At 44.1% G+C, this 18,416-nt stretch carries 19 protein-coding genes; 15 read left to right on the top strand and 4 right to left on the bottom strand.

Annotated elements, in window-relative coordinates:
- Positions 1-50: 50 nt before the first annotated feature.
- The 9 genes from BMX69_RS04160 (at position 51) to BMX69_RS04200 (ending at position 8,483) form a co-directional block, all read left to right on the top strand.
- On the top strand, positions 51-1,142 hold the full coding sequence (locus BMX69_RS04160; RefSeq protein ID WP_054789483.1) for a DUF871 domain-containing protein: 1,092 nt from the start codon (positions 51-53) through the stop codon (positions 1,140-1,142).
- Between the two features lie 47 nt (positions 1,143-1,189).
- Positions 1,190-3,109, top strand: coding sequence for a BglG family transcription antiterminator (locus BMX69_RS04165; RefSeq protein ID WP_100041641.1), 1,920 nt, complete (start codon positions 1,190-1,192; stop codon positions 3,107-3,109).
- A gap of 150 nt (positions 3,110-3,259) precedes the next feature.
- On the top strand, positions 3,260-3,598 hold the full coding sequence (locus tag BMX69_RS04170) for a PTS sugar transporter subunit IIA (protein ID WP_054789484.1): 339 nt from the start codon (positions 3,260-3,262) through the stop codon (positions 3,596-3,598).
- 38 nt (positions 3,599-3,636) lie between these two features.
- Positions 3,637-3,957, top strand: coding sequence for a PTS sugar transporter subunit IIB (locus BMX69_RS04175; RefSeq protein WP_054789485.1), 321 nt, complete (start codon positions 3,637-3,639; stop codon positions 3,955-3,957).
- Positions 3,958-4,016: 59 nt separating this feature from the next.
- The gene (gene celB, locus BMX69_RS04180; protein ID WP_100041642.1) at positions 4,017-5,348 is read left to right on the top strand and encodes a PTS cellobiose transporter subunit IIC; all 1,332 of its coding nucleotides are present in this window, start codon (positions 4,017-4,019) and stop codon (positions 5,346-5,348) included.
- A gap of 15 nt (positions 5,349-5,363) precedes the next feature.
- Positions 5,364-5,888, top strand: a complete 525-nt coding sequence (locus BMX69_RS04185) for a GrdB-related putative oxidoreductase (RefSeq protein ID WP_100041643.1) — start codon at positions 5,364-5,366, stop codon at positions 5,886-5,888.
- A 15-nt stretch (positions 5,889-5,903) separates the two neighbouring features.
- Positions 5,904-6,872: a N(4)-(beta-N-acetylglucosaminyl)-L-asparaginase gene (locus BMX69_RS04190; protein ID WP_100041644.1), complete on the top strand. Its 969-nt coding sequence runs from the start codon at positions 5,904-5,906 to the stop codon at positions 6,870-6,872.
- Positions 6,873-6,875: 3 nt separating this feature from the next.
- Positions 6,876-8,033 (top strand): Sapep family Mn(2+)-dependent dipeptidase, encoded by a 1,158-nt coding sequence (locus tag BMX69_RS04195; protein ID WP_100041645.1) that lies wholly within the window; start codon positions 6,876-6,878, stop codon positions 8,031-8,033.
- 228 nt (positions 8,034-8,261) lie between these two features.
- Complete coding sequence (locus BMX69_RS04200) at positions 8,262-8,483, top strand: sulfurtransferase TusA family protein (protein ID WP_054789488.1); 222 nt, start codon at positions 8,262-8,264, stop codon at positions 8,481-8,483.
- Here the strand turns inward: BMX69_RS04200 and BMX69_RS04205 are convergent.
- Positions 8,473-9,372, bottom strand: a complete 900-nt coding sequence (locus BMX69_RS04205) for a LysR family transcriptional regulator (protein WP_100041646.1) — start codon at positions 9,370-9,372, stop codon at positions 8,473-8,475. The two genes, BMX69_RS04200 and BMX69_RS04205, sit on opposite strands and share 11 nt — an antisense overlap.
- 251 nt (positions 9,373-9,623) lie before the next feature.
- Here BMX69_RS04205 and BMX69_RS04210 point away from each other — a divergent pair, with 251 nt between their 5' ends.
- From BMX69_RS04210 to BMX69_RS04235, 6 genes are all read left to right on the top strand, one after another.
- The gene (locus BMX69_RS04210; RefSeq protein WP_100041647.1) at positions 9,624-10,310 is read left to right on the top strand and encodes a YeeE/YedE thiosulfate transporter family protein; all 687 of its coding nucleotides are present in this window, start codon (positions 9,624-9,626) and stop codon (positions 10,308-10,310) included.
- Between the two features lie 28 nt (positions 10,311-10,338).
- Positions 10,339-10,566, top strand: coding sequence for a sulfurtransferase TusA family protein (locus BMX69_RS04215; protein WP_025232355.1), 228 nt, complete (start codon positions 10,339-10,341; stop codon positions 10,564-10,566).
- Between the two features lie 19 nt (positions 10,567-10,585).
- A complete protein-coding gene (locus BMX69_RS04220) occupies positions 10,586-11,143 on the top strand; it encodes a YeeE/YedE thiosulfate transporter family protein (protein WP_310579650.1) in 558 nt (185 codons plus the stop codon).
- A 73-nt stretch (positions 11,144-11,216) separates the two neighbouring features.
- Complete coding sequence (locus BMX69_RS04225) at positions 11,217-12,437, top strand: FAD-dependent oxidoreductase (protein ID WP_100041648.1); 1,221 nt, start codon at positions 11,217-11,219, stop codon at positions 12,435-12,437.
- Between the two features lie 520 nt (positions 12,438-12,957).
- Complete coding sequence (locus BMX69_RS04230) at positions 12,958-14,679, top strand: ABC transporter ATP-binding protein (protein ID WP_330387621.1); 1,722 nt, start codon at positions 12,958-12,960, stop codon at positions 14,677-14,679.
- A 3-nt stretch (positions 14,680-14,682) separates the two neighbouring features.
- Positions 14,683-16,527, top strand: a complete 1,845-nt coding sequence (locus tag BMX69_RS04235; RefSeq protein ID WP_100041650.1) for an ABC transporter ATP-binding protein — start codon at positions 14,683-14,685, stop codon at positions 16,525-16,527.
- A 67-nt stretch (positions 16,528-16,594) separates the two neighbouring features.
- Here BMX69_RS04235 and BMX69_RS04240 read toward each other — a convergent pair whose 3' ends face one another.
- From BMX69_RS04240 to BMX69_RS24345, 3 genes are all read right to left on the bottom strand, one after another.
- Entirely contained in the window at positions 16,595-17,485 is an 891-nt protein-coding gene (locus BMX69_RS04240; protein WP_100041651.1) for a helix-turn-helix transcriptional regulator, read from the bottom strand.
- Positions 17,486-17,655: 170 nt separating this feature from the next.
- Positions 17,656-17,877 (bottom strand): heavy metal transporter, encoded by a 222-nt coding sequence (locus BMX69_RS04245; protein WP_025232361.1) that lies wholly within the window; start codon positions 17,875-17,877, stop codon positions 17,656-17,658.
- A 55-nt stretch (positions 17,878-17,932) separates the two neighbouring features.
- Positions 17,933-18,085, bottom strand: coding sequence for a CPC_1213 family protein (locus tag BMX69_RS24345; protein ID WP_166433170.1), 153 nt, complete (start codon positions 18,083-18,085; stop codon positions 17,933-17,935).
- Positions 18,086-18,416 lie beyond the last annotated feature (331 nt).

Here is an 18,416-nt window from a genome sequence, read left to right on the forward strand (position 1 = left end):
ATCCGGTACGTATATACCGGATGGTTAAATATAAGAGAGGGGTTAAACTTATGGCAAAATTGGGTATTTCCGTTTATCCGGAACATTCTACCGAAGAAAAGGACTTGGATTATATCAGAAAGGCAGGGAAATTGGGGTATAAGAGAATCTTTACCTGCCTCTTAAGCGTGGAAGAAAGCAGGGAAGAGGTAATCGGCCGTTTTCGGAGACTGGCGGATGAAGCTCACGCCTGCGGTATGGAGGTCATACCGGATGTGAGCCCTGCCGTATTCTCCCGGTTGGGAATCTCCTACGAGAACTTATCCGTATTTCAGGAAATGCATGTGGATGGCATCCGTCTTGACGAAGGCTTTGACGGTATGAAAGAAAGTCTTATGACTTATAACTCCCAGGGGCTTAAGATCGAGCTCAATGCAAGCACCAAGCTGGCGTATGTGGAGAATGTCATAGACCACCATCCGGATCGTGACAAGCTGATCACCTGCCACAATTTTTATCCTCAGAAGTATACGGGATTGAGCCTTAAACAATTTAATACCTGTAATGATAAGATGAAATCACTTGGACTTAAGGTAGCAGCCTTTGTGTCCAGCAACGCGCCAGGAGCATACGGTCCTTGGCCCGTAAATGAAGGACTGTGTACTCTGGAGATGCACCGTGGCCTTCCGATTGATTTTCAGGTGCGCCATCTGCTTGCCACCGGTATGATAGATGATGTGCTTATCGCCAATGCCTATGCCACTGATGAGGAACTCAAGGCTTGTGCCGACTTAAATACCAGCATTCTGACCTTTGGTATTCAATTGGAGAAAGAACTGACTCAGACCGAGCACCAGATCCTGGATTATGAACTCCGTCATGTGGTAAGAGGTGATTTGAACGACTATATGATCCGTTCCTCCGGCCCAAGAGTCACTTTTGCGGGCCGGTCTATTCCTGCCGCCAACACCAGAGACTTAAAACCCGGCGATGTGGTTATATTAAATGATGGCTATCCCAAATATAAGGGGGAACTGCAAATCGTCACCAAAGACATGCCAAATGACGGCCGCAAGAACGTGATCGGTCATCTTCCTGAGTATGAACATGTTCTGCTGGATTACGCAAATCCATGGACGGTATTTGCATTCTGCATCCTCTAAACAAGGGATTTTACGGAAGAACACAGCAAGAAAGGGAGTATTTTGACATGCAGAATCAAAGACAGGAGCAGCTGCTTACCATATTATCAGAGCTGGGAGACTGGATAACCAGCCGACGCCTGGCTGTTCTTCTGCAGGTGTCGGACCGTACCATACGCTCTGATGTTGAATCCATTAACAGACACATGACCCCGCCTCCCATAGAGTCGAATGTGCGGCGGGGTTACAGAATCTGTGAAAATGCCAGTCTGCCGCCTTTGCCGCCAAAAGAATCCAGGGGGACGGATATTCCCCAGACTCCGGGTGCCCGCTGTGCATACATGATTCAGAAGCTGTTATTCGAGGTGAAGGAACTGAACCTTACCCTTCTCCAGAGCCAGATCTATGTCAGCGGAGCCTCTATTGATAATGACTTAAAGCGTATCCGTAAAATGCTGGAGCCTTATCCCGGTTTAAGGCTGGTCCGCAGTAAGGAATGCATATCCTTAAAGGGGGATGAGGCCGGTAAACGGCGGTTTTACAGGGATTTACTTATGGCCGAGGTGCAGGAGAATTTCCTCAACTTAAATATGCTGGCCAATCTATACAAAAGCTTCAACTTAATTGAGGTAAAGGACATATTCGTGGATGTACTGAAGGAATACGATTATTCCATTCATGAATCCATGTTTCCCATGCTGATCCTGCACGCCGGTACCAGCATTGAGAGAATGAACTGCGCCAACTACATCAGTATGGAAGAGGAGATACAAGGGTTAGAGGATACCATCGAGTACCAGATTTCAAAGGACTTTTTTGACCGCATTTCCAAACGCCTGCATATAAAGATCCATGAGGGAGAAGTGGGGATGTTCGCTCTGGTCGTCATGGGCAGAAAAGCTTCCAATTATACCGACGATTACGTGAATTTCGGCGGCAGGTGGCTGAGTACCAGGAAGCTGGTAGGCGAGGCCCTGGAGCAGATATACACTCTGTTCGGGCTGGATTTCCGGCAGGATGGGGATCTTGTTGCCGGCCTTAAGATGCACATCCATGGTCTGGTAGAGCGTGTCAGGAACCAGGTCCGTATGGAGGATGTGTTTGTGGAAGAGATCAAGCGCAAATACCCTCTGGTCTTCGAGATGGGCATCTACGTGGTGGAATTTCTGGAAGATAGGCTTAAGACTCCCATATCCGATGCAGAGAGCTGCTATATTGCCCTTCATCTGGGAGCTGCCAGTGAGCGTATGAAAACAGAAAGAAAATATCATGCCGTAATGATCCTGCCTCATAACCAGTCTTTTTCTGATATGTGCGTGAAGAAAATTTCAGATATGTTTCGTGAGAGGATGGAAGTGGTGAAGGTCTTTGGTTATTTTGAAGAGGAGGTAGTGTCTTCTCTGGATCCGGATCTTCTGCTCAGTACATTTCCCCTGGAACATAGGTTGAACGTAGAGACCGTCTCCATTAACTTATTCGTGGATTCCGAGACAGAGTCCCGGATTCTCCAGGCCATCAACCGGCTGGATAAGAAAGGATTCCGGCTGGAATTCTCATCCCACATCGGCAGCTTAATCCGCCGGGAACATTACCATACAGAGGTGAACTGTACAAACCCGGAGGAAATTATCCGCATGCTGTGCACTGGTCTGGTACAGGATGGGATTGTGGATCCGGAGTTTACCGATGTGGTATTAAAGAGGGAGCAGATGTCCCCAACCTCTTTTGTGAATACATTTGCGATTCCCCACGCGTTCGGAGCCTTTGCCGGGAATTCCACCATTGCGGTGGCCCAGCTTAAGAATCCTGTGAAATGGGGTGCCTTTGAGGTGCGTCTGGTGATGCTGTTTGCCATCAATATAGGGGATGCCAGGATGATTAAAATCTTCTTTGACTGGATATCCAACATCGTGAATCAGCCTGAGGAGCTGGCAAAATTGGCGGCTCCCTGCGGATATGAGGAATTTATCGACCGGATCATGGAGTGAATTTCCTAAGAGCTAGGAAATGCCTTTAAGGAAAAAAGTGAATATAAGCCTTATAATTATAATTAATTAAGGCAGCTTAAGTTAAGATGCAGCAAACAAAACGGTTTTGCTGCATTTTGCATATCATCAACACATTCAGGAGGCAGCAATATGTTAGAGGGATTAGAGACCATTTGCTTTAAAATCATATCCAATGTAGGAGGAGCAAGGTCCAGCTATATTGAGGCGATCCAGAAAGCAAAGCATGGGGATTTCGGCGGTGCCGGGGAATGCATGAAAGCCGGTCAGGACATGTTCCTGGCAGGACATGAGGCCCACTTTGAACTGATCCAGAAAGAGGCCCAGGGGGAACCGGTGGGTGGTTCCCTGATTCTGATCCATGCGGAAGACCAGCTTATGAGCGCGGAAGGATTCAAAATCATCGCAGAAGAGATGATTGCCAGCTACAGGAGGATCGTAGAGCTGGAGGAGAAGGTGGGGAGTAAATAAAGGAAATAAAAAATGCAAATAGCAAGGAGGATTTTACAATGAAACGAGTGTATTTATTCTGCAGTGCAGGTATGTCAACCAGCATGCTGGCAAGCAAGATGCAGAGCGTAGCCAACCAGCATAACCTTCCCATTGAAGTGGAAGCTTTCCCGGATGGCAAGATCGGACAGATCATCGATGAAAAGCATCCGGATGTGATCCTTTTGGGACCCCAGGTCAAGTACCGTTACGGTGAGATTGTGGAAAAGTTTGGAAGCAAAGGAATCCCGATACAGGTTATTGACCAGACCGATTACGGAATGATGAATGGTGAGAAGGTCCTTAAATCAGCAATAAAACTTTTAAAAGCTTCCAAATAAGGCTATAAAAGCAGAACTTCCATAATAGCAAAAACAAATAAAAACGGGGGAATAACAATATGTTAAGTAAATTAGAGTCAATACTCATGCCTTTGGCAGAGCGAATCGGAAAGAACAAGTACCTTATTGCAATTCGTGACGGCTTCCTGCTGTCCATGCCGCTGTTAATCGTGGGTTCCTTTTTCCTGCTCATTGCCAATTTCCCGATTCCCGGGTGGACAAATTTCTGGGCAAGGTTCTTTGGGGAGAACTGGGATGCCTACTTTGCCAAGCCGACCGATGCCACGTTCTCAATTATGGCAATGCTGGCAGTCGTTGGAATCGGCTATTCCTTTTCCGAACAGATGAAGGTAGATAAGCTGTTCGGGGCTGCCGTATCACTGGTATGCTGGTTCTTGATCATGCCTTATAAGATCATGGTAAATGAAACTGCTGTATCCGGCATTCCCCTGGGCTGGGTGGGTTCCAAGGGAATCTTCGTAGGAATTATTGTGGCATTCCTGTCTGTGCACATCTATGCGTGGGTCAATAAAAAAGGGTGGATCATCAAAATGCCTGACGGTGTTCCTCCTACAGTGGCAAAGTCTTTCTCTGCCCTGATTCCTGCCGGAATTTCCGTGCTGGTGTTCTTCATCATAAACATTATTTTTGCCATGACTCCATATGATAACGCATTCAACTTTGTGTTCACCATCCTGCAGACTCCTCTCCTTAAGCTGGGCAACACCCTACCGGCTATGGTAATCGCTTATATCTTCCTCCATCTCTTCTGGTTCTTCGGAGTAAACGGCGGTTCCGTGGTAGGCGCGGTATTCAATCCCATCCTTCAGACCTTGTCTGCGGAGAACCTGGCTGCATTCCAGGCAGGCCAGCCGCTGCCCAATATTATATCCCAGCAGTTCCAGGATCTGTTTGCCACGTTTGGCGGCTGCGGCTCCACGTTGTCGCTGCTGATTGCAATGCTGTTTTTCTGCCGCTCCAAGCGTATCAAAGAGTTAGGGAAACTGGCATTTATCCCTGGCCTGTTTGGTATCAATGAACCCATTGTGTTCGGCCTTCCCATCTTACTGAACCCAATGATTCTCATTCCTTTCATGCTGGTGCCCACCATCAACATTGTGATTTCCTACTTCTGCATGAGCATCGGCCTGGTTCCTCTGTGCTCTGGTGTGGCAATCCCATGGACCATGCCTGTCATCCTTTCCGGATTCCTTGCAACCGGCTGGCAGGGCGCCGTGCTTCAGCTGATTCTTCTTGTTCTGGGCGTATTCATCTATATGCCGTTCATCAAGATGATGGATAAACAGTACATGGAAGAAGAGTCCAGGAAAACTGAGAAAACCGACGATGACGATATTGATCTTAACGATCTTTCTTTTGATGATCTATAAAATGAGGTATACGGTATGAAGCTTATTATGATATATGACCAGATTCAGTCAGGACTTGGAACCAAGGACGACACCATGGTTCCCCTTACAGGAAAAAAAGAGCCCATCGGCCCAGCAATCATGATGGAGCCTTTCTTAAAACAGGTGGACGGACACATCATGGCCTGCCTGTGCTGCGGCAATGGCACTTACCTTGCCGATCCTAAGGAGGTCAGCCGCAAGCTTTGTGCCATGGTGAACAAGCTGCAGCCGGATGTGGTAATGTGCGGACCAGCCTTTAACTATGCGGATTACGCACAGATGTGCGCCAAAGTGGCCTGCGATATCAACGCCACCACCACGGCAAAGGCATTTGCAGCCATGTCTGTGGAGAATGCGGATACCATTGCAGCTTATAAGGATAAAGTATCAATTGTGGAGACGCCGAAAAAGGGCGGTTTGGGCCTTAATGATGCCTTAAGAAATATGTGTACTCTGGCCAGGGCCCTGGCCGACGGTGCTGACACTTCAGAACTGATTCATGAATTCTGTTTTAAATAAAAGGAGGCCTTTGCCATGTGGGGGATAATAGCAACCTGGCGTATGGCCGTAGAAGGGATTACAAAGGGAGCTGAGATGCTAAAGGTATGCGGCGACGCAGGAGATGCCATCGAGTTGGCCATCCGTCAGGTGGAGGACTTCCCTTATTATAAATCCGTGGGCTACGGCGGACTGCCTAATGAGGAAATGGAAGTGGAAATGGACGCCGCCTATATGGATGGCAACACACTGGATATAGGAGCTGTGGCTGCTATCAGGGACTTTGCCAATCCGGTTTCCATCGCCAGACGCTTAAGCCAGGAGAAAGTCAACAGCATGCTGGTGGCTGAGGGGGCTGAGAAATTCGCCCACAAGGAAGGTTTTGAGCGCAAAAATATGTTGACAGACAGAGCCAGGGCACATTACAGGAATCGGGTAAAGGAGATGGCGGCCAAGGCAACAGCTAAGGAGCTTAAACCTTATTCCGGCCATGACACCGTGGGTATGGCCTGCCTGGATGGGAACGGCAAGATGACGGCAGCCACTTCAACCAGCGGCCTGTTCATGAAGAAAAAGGGCAGGGTAGGCGATTCTCCTATATCCGGTTCCGGCTTCTATGCCGACAGCAAGAAAGGAGCTGCCAGCGCCACCGGACTGGGAGAGGATCTGATGAAAGGCTGCATTTCTTATGAGATCGTCCGGCTTATGGGAGAAGGAATGCACCCTCAGGAAGCCTGTGAGACAGCGGTGAACCGGCTGGATGGGGAACTTCGGGAACGTCGGGGCGAAGCCGGTGACATATCCCTCATTGCCATGAATCCGAAGGGGGAGTGGGGTGTCGCCACAAATATCCAGGGATTTTCTTTCGCAGTGGTTACGGAGGAACTGGAACCTACGGTTTACCTGGTAACCCGCGGGGAGGACGGCCGCTGCACTTATAAGAAAGCCTCTGAGGAATGGATGGAAAATTATATGAAGACGCGTATGGCGCCCATAGAGGAATAAGATATGGGATATGGAACGATTGAAAATGAATCAGATAAGAAGATCCTGGACTGCGTGGACCGGTTAAAGAACCGGTTCATCAGCAGTGTCCAGGAGCTGGTACGCATTGACAGTGTGGAAAGGGAGGCCTGTGATGGGGCTCCCTTTGGCACTGGTGTGAAGCACGCATTGGAATGCGCCCTGGATATCAGCGGGCAGCTGGGATTTGACACCGTGAACCTGGATCATTATATGGGATATGCCCAGTATGGCATGGGAGAAGATTATGTCTGTGCCATCGGTCATGTGGATGTGGTTCCGGCAGGAGAAGGCTGGAGGCAGCCGCCTTTTAACGGCTATCTGGAAAACGGAGTCATCTACAGCAGGGGAGTGCTGGACAATAAAGGACCAATTATGGCATGCCTCTATGGCCTGGCAGCCATTAAAGAGGCAGGACTTGCTCTTAAGAATCCGGTACGCATCATCTTCGGATGCGACGAGGAATCCGGATTTGAGGATCTGAAGTATTATCTCTCAAAGGAGAGACCTCCTCTTTATGGATTCACACCGGACTGCAAGTATCCGGTGGTTTACAGCGAGCGGGGAAGAGCTGTGGTGCGGATTACAGGCAGTATGGACCAGTTGGAGACATTCTTTGATTTTGTAAACAAATATTTCATCGGAGCCAGGAATACAGGCGACCGGTTGGGGATCGACTTTAGCCATGAGGAATATGGCGTGATGGAGATGCGGGGATATAAGCTGAGTGTAGCTACAGACAATCTCTGCGGGGGGAAACAGGCGGCCTTTGATGTAACATTAAGCTATCCGGGAGGCGTTACCATAGAGGAACTCATGAAGCGCATCTGCACTAAGGCCGGGGCGGAGGGACTTAAGGCCGAACTCATACAGAATTATGACCCGGTGGTATTCCCCAAAGACACACCTATGGTAAAGGCCATGCAGGAGAGCTATGAACTGGTCACAGGCCAGGATGGTACCCCTGTAACCACCACAGGCGGCACTTATGCCAAAGCCATGCCGGGAATTGTCCCCTTTGGCCCAAGCTTCCCGGGTCAGAAAGGCATCAGCCACAATCCCAATGAGTGGATGAGTGTGGAAGACTTAATGACCAATGCTAAGATCTATGCACTGGCTCTGTACCGGCTGGGACAATTGTAGACTGCTTTTTACCAGCATTGGTTAGCAGGGAGACAGGGGATAAAAAGAAGCTGTTGCTAAATAGATGAGAAATCTATATAGCGGCAGCTTTTTTTATTGCAGGATATATGGAAAGTTCCCTATTGATAGTCAGCAATATTTTAGATAGAATGAATCTGTCCCCTGTTTTTCGTTGGATCTTAAGCACAGCAGCCTGTGAAGGTTTAGGAATGTGCAGAAGGAGCGCTTATGGTTAAAATTGATTGCCTTGGTGATATGTGTCCGGTACCTGTTTTGAGACTAAAAAATGTTATGGATTCCATAAAAAATGGTGAGGAATGCATGTTGGTTACGGATCATAGCTGTACAATTTCTAATATTAAATCGTTTTGCAATGCCAATCATTTGAAATATGATGCGGAAGAAGTCATTAACGGTGTATGGGAAGTCACCATTTCTGTTAACAAATAGTTTCTTTTAATATCGCTTCCATATACTTAATAAGTTTGGACGATTCATAATTGAGAGGAACACTGCCGGCATTTTTTATGGAATAATATTCATTATCAAACTCCAGGCATGGACATTCAACAATGCGGAGCTGTTTATTGTATAGTTCCTTTTTGATCGCCATGTAGGGAAGAAAAGCAAGCCCGAAACCATTGATCGCAGACAGCTTAATGGATTCCGTGGATTCAAGAGCATAAGGGATATGCAGCTGATTGATGCGGACTCCGTTTTTGTTCAGCATTTTATCCAGTACCTGCCTTGTTTTTTGGGCTTTTACCAGCATCAGCAGTGGATAATGATAAAGATCCTGGCAGTCTAACTGGGAAGGAACCTTCATTTTTTCTCCTGCAACCAGAAAAACACGGTCGGTAAATACTTTTTTGGCAGATAGATTTTTATCCTTTGGCTTGCCTATGATGATTCCCATATCGGCAACGCCTTTTGATATTTTCTCCTCTATGATTCTGCTGGACATCATCTCCATATTAAGGGTATATTCCGGATACTTGTTTTTTACATGGTAGAACGTGCATGGCAGGGCATAGGAATATACACAGGGAGAGGCGAGGATATGTACGGTTTTATTTTGATTCTGTGCGTTGGTGATATCAACCAGCATTCTGTCATAGGACGATAAAATCTCAAGAGCGCGGTTATAAACAATCATACCGATGTTAGTCGGAATCACACCTTGATAGTTCCGTTCAAAAAGCCGCGCACTGAATTCCTGTTCCATGACTCGCAGCTGCTGGCTTAATGCGGACTGGCTGATATTCATCTGCTCGGCAGTTTTTGAGATGCTGCCGGATTCCACTATTTTTATAAACATTTTCAGGTTATGAATGTTCATATTACCCCGCCTTTCTGAATATGACTATAAATCAGTCGTTCGAGCTGTTAAAAACTTAACAGTTCTTTTTTTGTTCTTTTATTATAGCAAATATAATTCGGTGTGGCTAGAGTGATAAAATAATGGGTTATAAGTAAATCTTATGACATATCAGATTCTTGATTAACCGGATTCTGATAAGTATGGTATAATTTGAATTGTGATTTTGTTATAATATTAACAAATACTATTTTTAAGAAAGGGGGATTTACGTGTCAGAGGTTAACACAAAAGTTGGTGGGGAAAGAGTGCGTAAGCCAAGAAAACCGAAAAAAAGCCAGATCCCATACGCAATTCTGGTTACAATCCTGATTATTGCTTTTGGATCTTATTTGGCAGGAGGGAGCAATAAGCTGCCTGTTTATTGGGGATTCGGTATTGCATTCGGGTATATCCTGCAGCGTTCACGTTTCTGCTTTACAGCAGCATTCCGTGATCCATGTATAACAGGAAGCACATCTGTTACAAGAGCCGTACTGGTTGCAGTTGCAGTTGGCAGCGTTGGTTTCTGGGCAATTAAGTATGCTGGTGTATTGGCAAATGCGGATTCCAATCTCAACATGGTTGGCGTAGCGCCTATCGGTTTACCCTTGGCTGTTGGTGCGGTCCTGTTTGGAATCGGAATGGTCATTGCCGGCGGCTGTGCATCCGGAACCTTGATGCGCGTTGGAGAGGGCTTTACCATGCAAATGCTGTCTTTGGTATTTTTCATAGCAGGCTCTTTCTGGGGTGCACATGATATGAACTTCTGGAGCAAATTCAATACAAATGCTCCGAAGATCTTTTTACCGGACGTGTTTGGCTGGTTTGGTGCAATCGTTGTACAGGGATTGATCATTGTGCTGTTATACATAGCGGCTGTCAAATGGCAGGAAAAGAAAATGGGAAGTGCAGAATAAAATAATTTAAAATTAAAGGAGAAATAAAATGGCTGAATTTACATTAGATTGTCTGGGAGAGGCTTGTCCAGTCCCGCTTATGAAAACTGAGAAAAAAATCAATGAATTATCTGTAGGAGACGTTCTTGCTGTATCCATCGATCACAGCTGTGCAATGAAGAATATTCCTGAGTGGGCAAGAAAACAGGGACATAACGTAGAAATTGAAGAAGTAGATGATGGAGAATGGGAAATTGTCATCGAGAAGACGAAGTAGATAACTTCTGTGAAAGCAGGTGAATAAATTGAAACAATTTTTTATTAAGCTTGGCGATCATCCCATTTACAAAAAGCTGTTAAAAGAACCCTTAACATACGTGGCCGGTGCTGTATTGCTTGCAGTATTTCAAATTGCCCATTTTGCAGCTCTTGGCAGCGGCTGGGGCGTAACAAGCGCATTTGCCAACTGGGGCACATGGATCTACAAGGCTCTTGGCGGTGACGCAAGCGGCTGGGTATATTATGCCTCAGAAAAGATGCAGAAGGAACTAAATACCAGCTTTCTGGCAGACGGTGCTTCCATCCGCAATCTGGGCATTGTACTGGGTGCTTTTGCGGCAACGTTATTTGCATCACAGTTTAAGATCAAGAAGATCAAATCTTTACGTCAGGTAATAGCGGCTATTCTTGGTGGTTTGTTAATGGGCTATGGAGCAAGACTTGCAAATGGATGTAATATTGGAGCGTTATTTACCGCAATTTCATCCTTTTCCTTATCCGGATGGGTATTCGGTGCATTTCTGCTGGTAGGAGCTTTTCTGGGAAGCAAATTATTAGCCAAATATTTTATGTAATTTGTAATCATGGGGCGATCATATTGATTGCCCCTATAAAAATATAAGAATATTCAGAGAGGAACAGGTTGCAATGACTAAAAAAACAGAATCATATGACGTTGTAATTATAGGGGGCGGAGCAGCCGGCTTAACTGCAGGGATATATTGCGGCAGAGCCAAGCTGAAAACATTGATCATAGAAAAAACTCTGGTAGGCGGGCTTGCCACATATACCAATGAAATAGAGAACTATCCCGGTTTTCCGGATGGGGCGACAGGCCTTGGACTGATGGAATTATTTCATAAACAGGCGAAAAAGTTCGGTGTGGAGTTTAAATTAACTGATGTAAAATCCGTATCTCTGGAAGGAGATATCAAGCAGGTAGAGACGTTTCGTACCATTTACCAGGCAAAGGTTGTAATTGTCGGAAGCGGCGGCAAGCCACGTTTGACCGGTGCCAAAAATGAGGATTTATATCTTTATGACAAAGGTATCTCTTTCTGTGCCACCTGTGACGCAGCGGCAAACACCGGAAAGACTGTTATGGTCATCGGAAGCGGAGATGCAGCCATTGAAGAAGGTATATTTTTAACTAAATTTGCAGATAAAGTTATGGTATCTGTCATGCATGAGAATGGTAAAATGGACTGTAACGAGATTGCAAAGGCACAGGCACTGGCAAATCCGAAAATGGAATTTATCTGGAATACGGTTGTGGACAGCTTTGAAGGAGACGAAAGGCTGAACACAGTTGTTTTAAAAAATGTGAAAACAGAGGAAAAAGTTCCCGTTCACGTGGACAGCTGTTTCCTGTTTATCGGCTATCTGCCAAATACAGAAATATTCCGTGATATTCTGGACATGAACCGAGGCGGTTATCTGTTAACAAATGAACGGATGGAGACAAACATCCCCGGAGTATTTGCAGTGGGAGATGTACGGGACAAATACTTAAAGCAGGTTGCAACAGCGGTAGGAGACGGTGCCGTTGCCGGATACGGCGCAGAAAAATATGTATCGGAAAGTGAAATATTTGAAAAGCAGATTATGAATGAAGGAAAATCTTCGCTGGCATACATATATAATGCAATTGATCCCCAGGCAAGAGAACTGCTGCCGGTTTTCAAAGAGTTTGAACAGGATCACAGCGATATCCGGGTATCCTGCATCGATGTTTATAAATCAGATGGCATTGCAAAACGGCTTGATGTTGAGAGTACACCCTGTTTCGTCTGGATCAAAGATGGACAGATTAAGGAGAAGTATTACGGTGAAATAACTCCGGAGCGCATAAACAGCATTTGCAAATAGGAAAAAAATTGATCAGGTTCTTATTGAAACGTCCTGCGGCCAGTTTGGCCCAGGGCGTATGTTTTTTTGTTGTACATAGGAAGTGTTTATGATAAATTTGGTGGAATCATAAGATAAAAAGAAAAATGCCCCAAAATTTAAATTTTGGGACATTTTTCGCACTTAGGGTTAAGCTGTTAACAACACTTCGCTAACAGCTAAACTGTTATTTCCGCATTGCCATCCATAGCTTGACACCTCCGTCTATAATGATGTGTTTTTGAACACAATGTTATTATGAGCATAATCTAAAAAAATATGATGGAAATATTTAGAAAATAAAAAAATGCAGGTGCAGACAGCAAATTAAGTTATCAGCCTTTGTTTAACCTCATCAAATATCGGAGCGGATTGCGTATATCAATTGACTGCAAAAGAAAAACTCTGAAATTATTAACTTTCGGCATCTTGCGTGATATACTATATTTTATCACATTTGGCAATGATTTCAGGAATAAGATTATATTGGAAGCAGAGGAGAATGATGAAATTATATAGCAAATATTTCAGAAGATATAAAAAGCCGTTTTTCATAGCCGTTTTGTGCGTGACGCTGGAAGCGGTCTGCGATTTGCTTGGACCGACGCTGATGTCACATATCGTAAACAGCGGAATTGAAAAAGGTTCTCTGCCAGAGGTTTACCACTGGGGCATGCTGATGCTCCTTGTAACTTTGATAGGCGCTTGCTTTGCTGTTGCCCGAAATATATTGGCAAGCCGCGTTTCTCAAAGTATGGGAGCGGATTTGCGGGCAGACTTATTTGAGAAAATCATGTCTTTTTCGGAAGTAAGTGCAGATAAGATTGAAAGCGGTTCGCTCATAACCAGGATGACAAATGATACCTCTCAAATTATACAATTTGTAAATGGAATGATGCGTATTTTTCTTAAGGCTCCTGTTGTCTGTATCGGCAGCATGGTGCTGGCAAGCCTGCTCAATATCCGGCTTAGTCTCATCATATATGGAGTAGTAGCTGTTGTTACCATATTAATTTATTTTAGCATGAAAATCAGCTATTCAAGATTCTACCAGCTGCAAAAGTCTATGGATCAGGTTAATTCAAAGGTACAGGAATATCTGATCGGTGTGCGGCTCGTCAAAGCATTTGGTACTTTTGGAAAGGAAAAAGATAAATTTGAAGAGGCCAACCAGAATTTAATGCAGAAAGGGATCTCCTCCCAAATGGTCAATACAGTCATCTCACCTCTTTTAACACTGGCTGTGGGAATCGGAACAGCGGTTGTGATTTATATTGGCAGCAGACTATTTACAATGGACCTTGCTAATACAGGAGATATTACGGCATTTACAATCTATATGGCACAGATACTTTCCTCTCTGATTATGATAACGAATGTATTTACCATGTTCGTCCGTACCAAAGCTTCTACGGCCCGGATCGGTGAAGTATTTGGCTGTGAAGAAGATTGTTTAAGAAGTTATGAAAACAGAAAACTGAGTGGGAAAATCACTTTTGAAAATGTTACCTTTGCTTATCCAAACGGCAGCGGAGTTCCGGCAATCAAAGATCTTTCTTTCTCCGTAAACAGCGGGGAAAGCCTTGCGATTATCGGCCCCACCGGGAGCGGAAAATCAACGATTACCTGGCTTCTGCTTCGTTTTTATGATGTGGACAGCGGAAAAATAATTCTGGACGATTACGAGATTAAAATGCTGGGTTCGGATGAAGTACGGAGTAATGTAGCGGTGGTTCCGCAGAAACCGATGCTGTTTTCGGGATCAGTAGGGGATAATCTTAAATGGGGGGATAAGCACGCCGCCACTGATGAGCTTCGGCAGGCCGCCGATAAAGCACAGGCAGACTTTATCATGCAGATGCCTGATGGTTATGACAGTATTCTTGGAAGCGGCGGAGTTAATTTATCCGGAGGGCAGAAGCAGCGTCTATCCATTGCCAGAGGGATCCTGAAAAAAGCTTCTATACTGATTTTAGATGACGCGACCAGTGCGCTTGATGCCGTTACCGAGGCAAAGGTAAGGGAAGGTCTTAAGGATAAAGAGTTAAAACAGACTGTGATTATGATCACACAGCGCTGCGGAACTGCCATGTCCGCGGATAAAATTCTGGTTATGGAGAATGGCCGGAACGTGGGCTTTGGCACTCATGAAGAATTAATGGAGTCCTGTGAAGTTTACCAGGATATCTATCACACGCAGATTGAAAGCGGTAGGGAGGCATAATGTATGGCAGAAAAATACAGTCAGCAACAGCCAAAAGTACCGACGATGAGTCAGCGTCCGGGAGGCGGAAGGAATCGTTTTGCTCCGACTGCAAAACCCAAGAATGCAAAAGGAACGCTGCTTCGGATTGTTAAAATCTATATGCGGTGGGGGAAGACCATATTTGCGGCAATCCTTCTGACCATCCTCTCTTCCTTGATATCAGTAGCGATTCCATATTATGTGGGTAAAACCTTCAATACCTTTGATATTACGAACAGGGGTGTGGACTCCGCCAAGCTGGTTTCACTGCTTATCATCATATTAAGTTTCTATCTGATCAACTGGCTGCTTCATTTAATTAATGGTGTAATGATGCTGCGGATCTCCCAGAAGCTGGTTTTTACGCTTCGTATGGAATTTTTTGAGAAAATGCAGAAGCTTCCCCTTGAATTTTACGACACTCGGTCTCATGGGGATACCATGAGCAGAATTACAAATGACGTGGACAATATCAGTTCCACCATAGCACAGACAACAACACAGCTGATCTCCAGCATCTTAACTCTGGTGGGTTCTCTTGCAGTCATGATCCGTTTGAACATGCCGCTTACCTTTACGGTTCTGCTGTGCGTGCCGTTAGTTTCCTTATTGACAAAAACGATTGCCACCAAAAGCCGTGCTTACTTTTTGGCACAGCAGAGAAGCCTTGGAGCACTAAACGGTGTCATCGAAGAGAACATTCTTGGTTTAAAAATGGTGAAAGCCTTTGACAGACAAGAGGATGTCATTCAGCAGTTTAAAGAAATTAACGAGCGCTTATGTGAAAGCAGCAGTAAAGCCCAGGTTTGGTCCGGTTATATGATGCCGTTAATGAATGTCATTAATAATTTTGTATTTGCTGTTGTTGCAATCTTAGGTGGTATCTTATCGGTAAGCTATGGCCTGAAAGTAGGTACGGTAGTGAGCTTTTTAAGTTATTCAAAGCAGTTTGCACAACCGCTTAATTCGGTGGCAGGAATGTTTAATACGATACAATCTGCACTGGCAGGAGCCGAGCGGGTTTTTGAAATACTCGATCATGAGGAAGAAACTGAAGATCATATGGATGCAGTTGAGATCCAACATCCGGTCGGAGAAGTTTCCTTTCATAATGTGTGTTTTTCTTATGATAAAACAAAGCCGATTCTAAAAAACATAAGTTTTCACGTAAATCCAGGAGAGGTCATTGCATTAATCGGGGAAACAGGTGCTGGTAAAACCACAATTGTCAATCTTTTAACAAGATTTTATGATGCGGACAGCGGTGAAATCATGATTGACAAGGTACCGATTACCCATATCAAACGGGACAATTTAAGAAGATGCTTTTCCGTTGTGCTTCAGGATACCAGTCTCTTCAGCGGAACGATCATGGACAATATCCGTTACTCCAAGAATGATGCCACGGAGGAAGAAGTGATCCAAGCGGCGAAATTTGCCCATGCCCACGACTTTATCGATAAGCTTCCGAAAGGTTATGAGACGAATGTCTCCGCAGCTACCGATAATTTAAGTCAGGGACAGAGACAGCTGATATCCATTGCAAGAGCCGTTCTATGTGACAGCCCGATTTTGATCCTTGATGAAGCAACAAGCAGTGTTGATACCAAGACGGAGAAGGAGATACAAAAGGCCTTGGTCAGTCTCATGCAGAACCGGACCAGCTTTTTGATAGCCCATCGTCTTTCAACCATCCGCGATGCGGACCACATCATGGTAATTGGTGACGGGCAGATCCTGGAAAATGGAAATCACCAAAGCCTGATGAACGAGAAAGGCCGGTATTATGAAATGGTTATGAGTCAGATGGGGAAGTCGCTCCAATAAGGCAATGAAACAGACGGGAAATGCAGTGATTACAGGCGAGACCGCGCAGCAGTATCTTCCCAATGCGCTATTCAGTTTCCTTATTACCCAGTTTTGCTTGAATGTATTCGCTGGGGGTCATCATTGTATATTTTTTAAAAACAGTAGAGAAATAGCTGCTGGTATTAAAATTCAACTGCATGGCAACCTCTGTTACAGGGATATCCTTAAGAAGCAGCATTTTTGAAAAGTTAATTTTTTTCTTATTGATATAATTCCGGGGAGAGATGCCTACAATCCGCCTGAATTTCTGTTTAAACTGTGAGACGGAAAGATTACAGATTCCAGCCAGGGTATGCAGTGATAATTCTTCCGTAACATGATCATCCACATACTGGACTGCTGCTTCGATATCATGGGTCAGATAATATCTGTCCTCTTTGGAGGCCGCGATCATTAACTGGAAGAAGATAATCAGATATCCGGCAATCAGCAGGTGGTTTCCTTCGGACAGGGCCAGCTCAAAGGCTTTATCTAGCAGGGGACGGGTTTCCTTGATATCCGTGGATACGATATGTCTTTTTATGTTTTTTAAATCTTGGATCAGTTGTTTTGCAGTTTCCTCATTTAAAAATAACAGGTTTTTTGGATCGCTGATATCGACCTGGAGCCGGTACTGCTCATTCAGGGAAATGGGGATTTCTCTTGTGCCGTGGACTTCGCCAGGAAAAGAAATAAAGATATTTCCACCGGATACTTCACATTCAGACTCCTGCATATGAAAGGAAATGCTTCCCTTGGATATAAAGGTAAATTCAAACGCATTCTCATGATAATGTGGGATAATAGGAAAAATCGTGTTGTGGATATTGTGCATGGCAAACAGCCGTATACCCGGCAAGTTCAGTTCCTGCTGCGTCAGTACGGTACGGTCTTTTGAATAGATATATTTATCATGCCGGTTGATCGGTGAATCCATGGCTATGCCTCCCTGGGTTTTAAAATTGTACAGTGTACTATTTAAATTGTAATATAAAATTGTAATAGTTACAATACATAGTTTTTTGTTATTTCAGAATTTAGGTTCATTGTAACAAAAAAAGAATAGGGACTTTTTCTCTCCCTACTCTTTTTTCATATACTCATTTTCTAGAATTCATCAGATTGGCTCATTATAGTGCAACCAACATTTTCAATACAAGATTTAATAGAATTTTCGTCCGTTGATTGATTGTATCCAACTTCTATGGAACCTCTTGCTGCATCAATATTGACCATAGAAATTCCGTCTACTTTATCTAATGCATTTTTAAGCTGTGTTTTAATCTCCGAATTCTGTATGCCTGATATATCATAATGAATTTTGTTCATAAGTTAACTCCTTTACCGTTTAATTTTACTTTACGAAATATTTCAATGATATTGTCTAAGATTCTTTATCTTTCGAATTATCTGCCTTTAAACCGAATACTGCACGAGCGCTTTCTGCTTGTGGATTATGATTAATATGTTTTGAATGAAAAGTACCATCTTCCTTTTTATGATTCTTAGTACTTTTTTTTGAATTATCGTTACTCATGATTTGCCTCCTTTTCGTATATTACTTTTTTTAGTATACCATTCCGCTATAAGTCTCATTCTTTAACTAGTTTCCATATCAACCAGAAAATTGTATTGTGCATGATCGATCAAGTGTTAAACCAGACTTTATATAAGTGTATACTGAAAAACTAAATATTACCTATTTATATAATAAAGTAATAATTATGCTATTTTTTTGATATTAGAGAACTTATATATTCAAATATTAATTATATGAAATATCATAAGATTATTATTGTGAAAATTTAATAAATACACTTTTATCAAAATAAATGGTACAATGTGTGGTATAAAAGTTAATGCCGTAC

Origin of the sequence: Lacrimispora sphenoides JCM 1415 (genome assembly GCF_900105615.1) — a bacterium.
Lineage (GTDB): Bacteria > Bacillota > Clostridia > Lachnospirales > Lachnospiraceae > Lacrimispora > Lacrimispora sphenoides.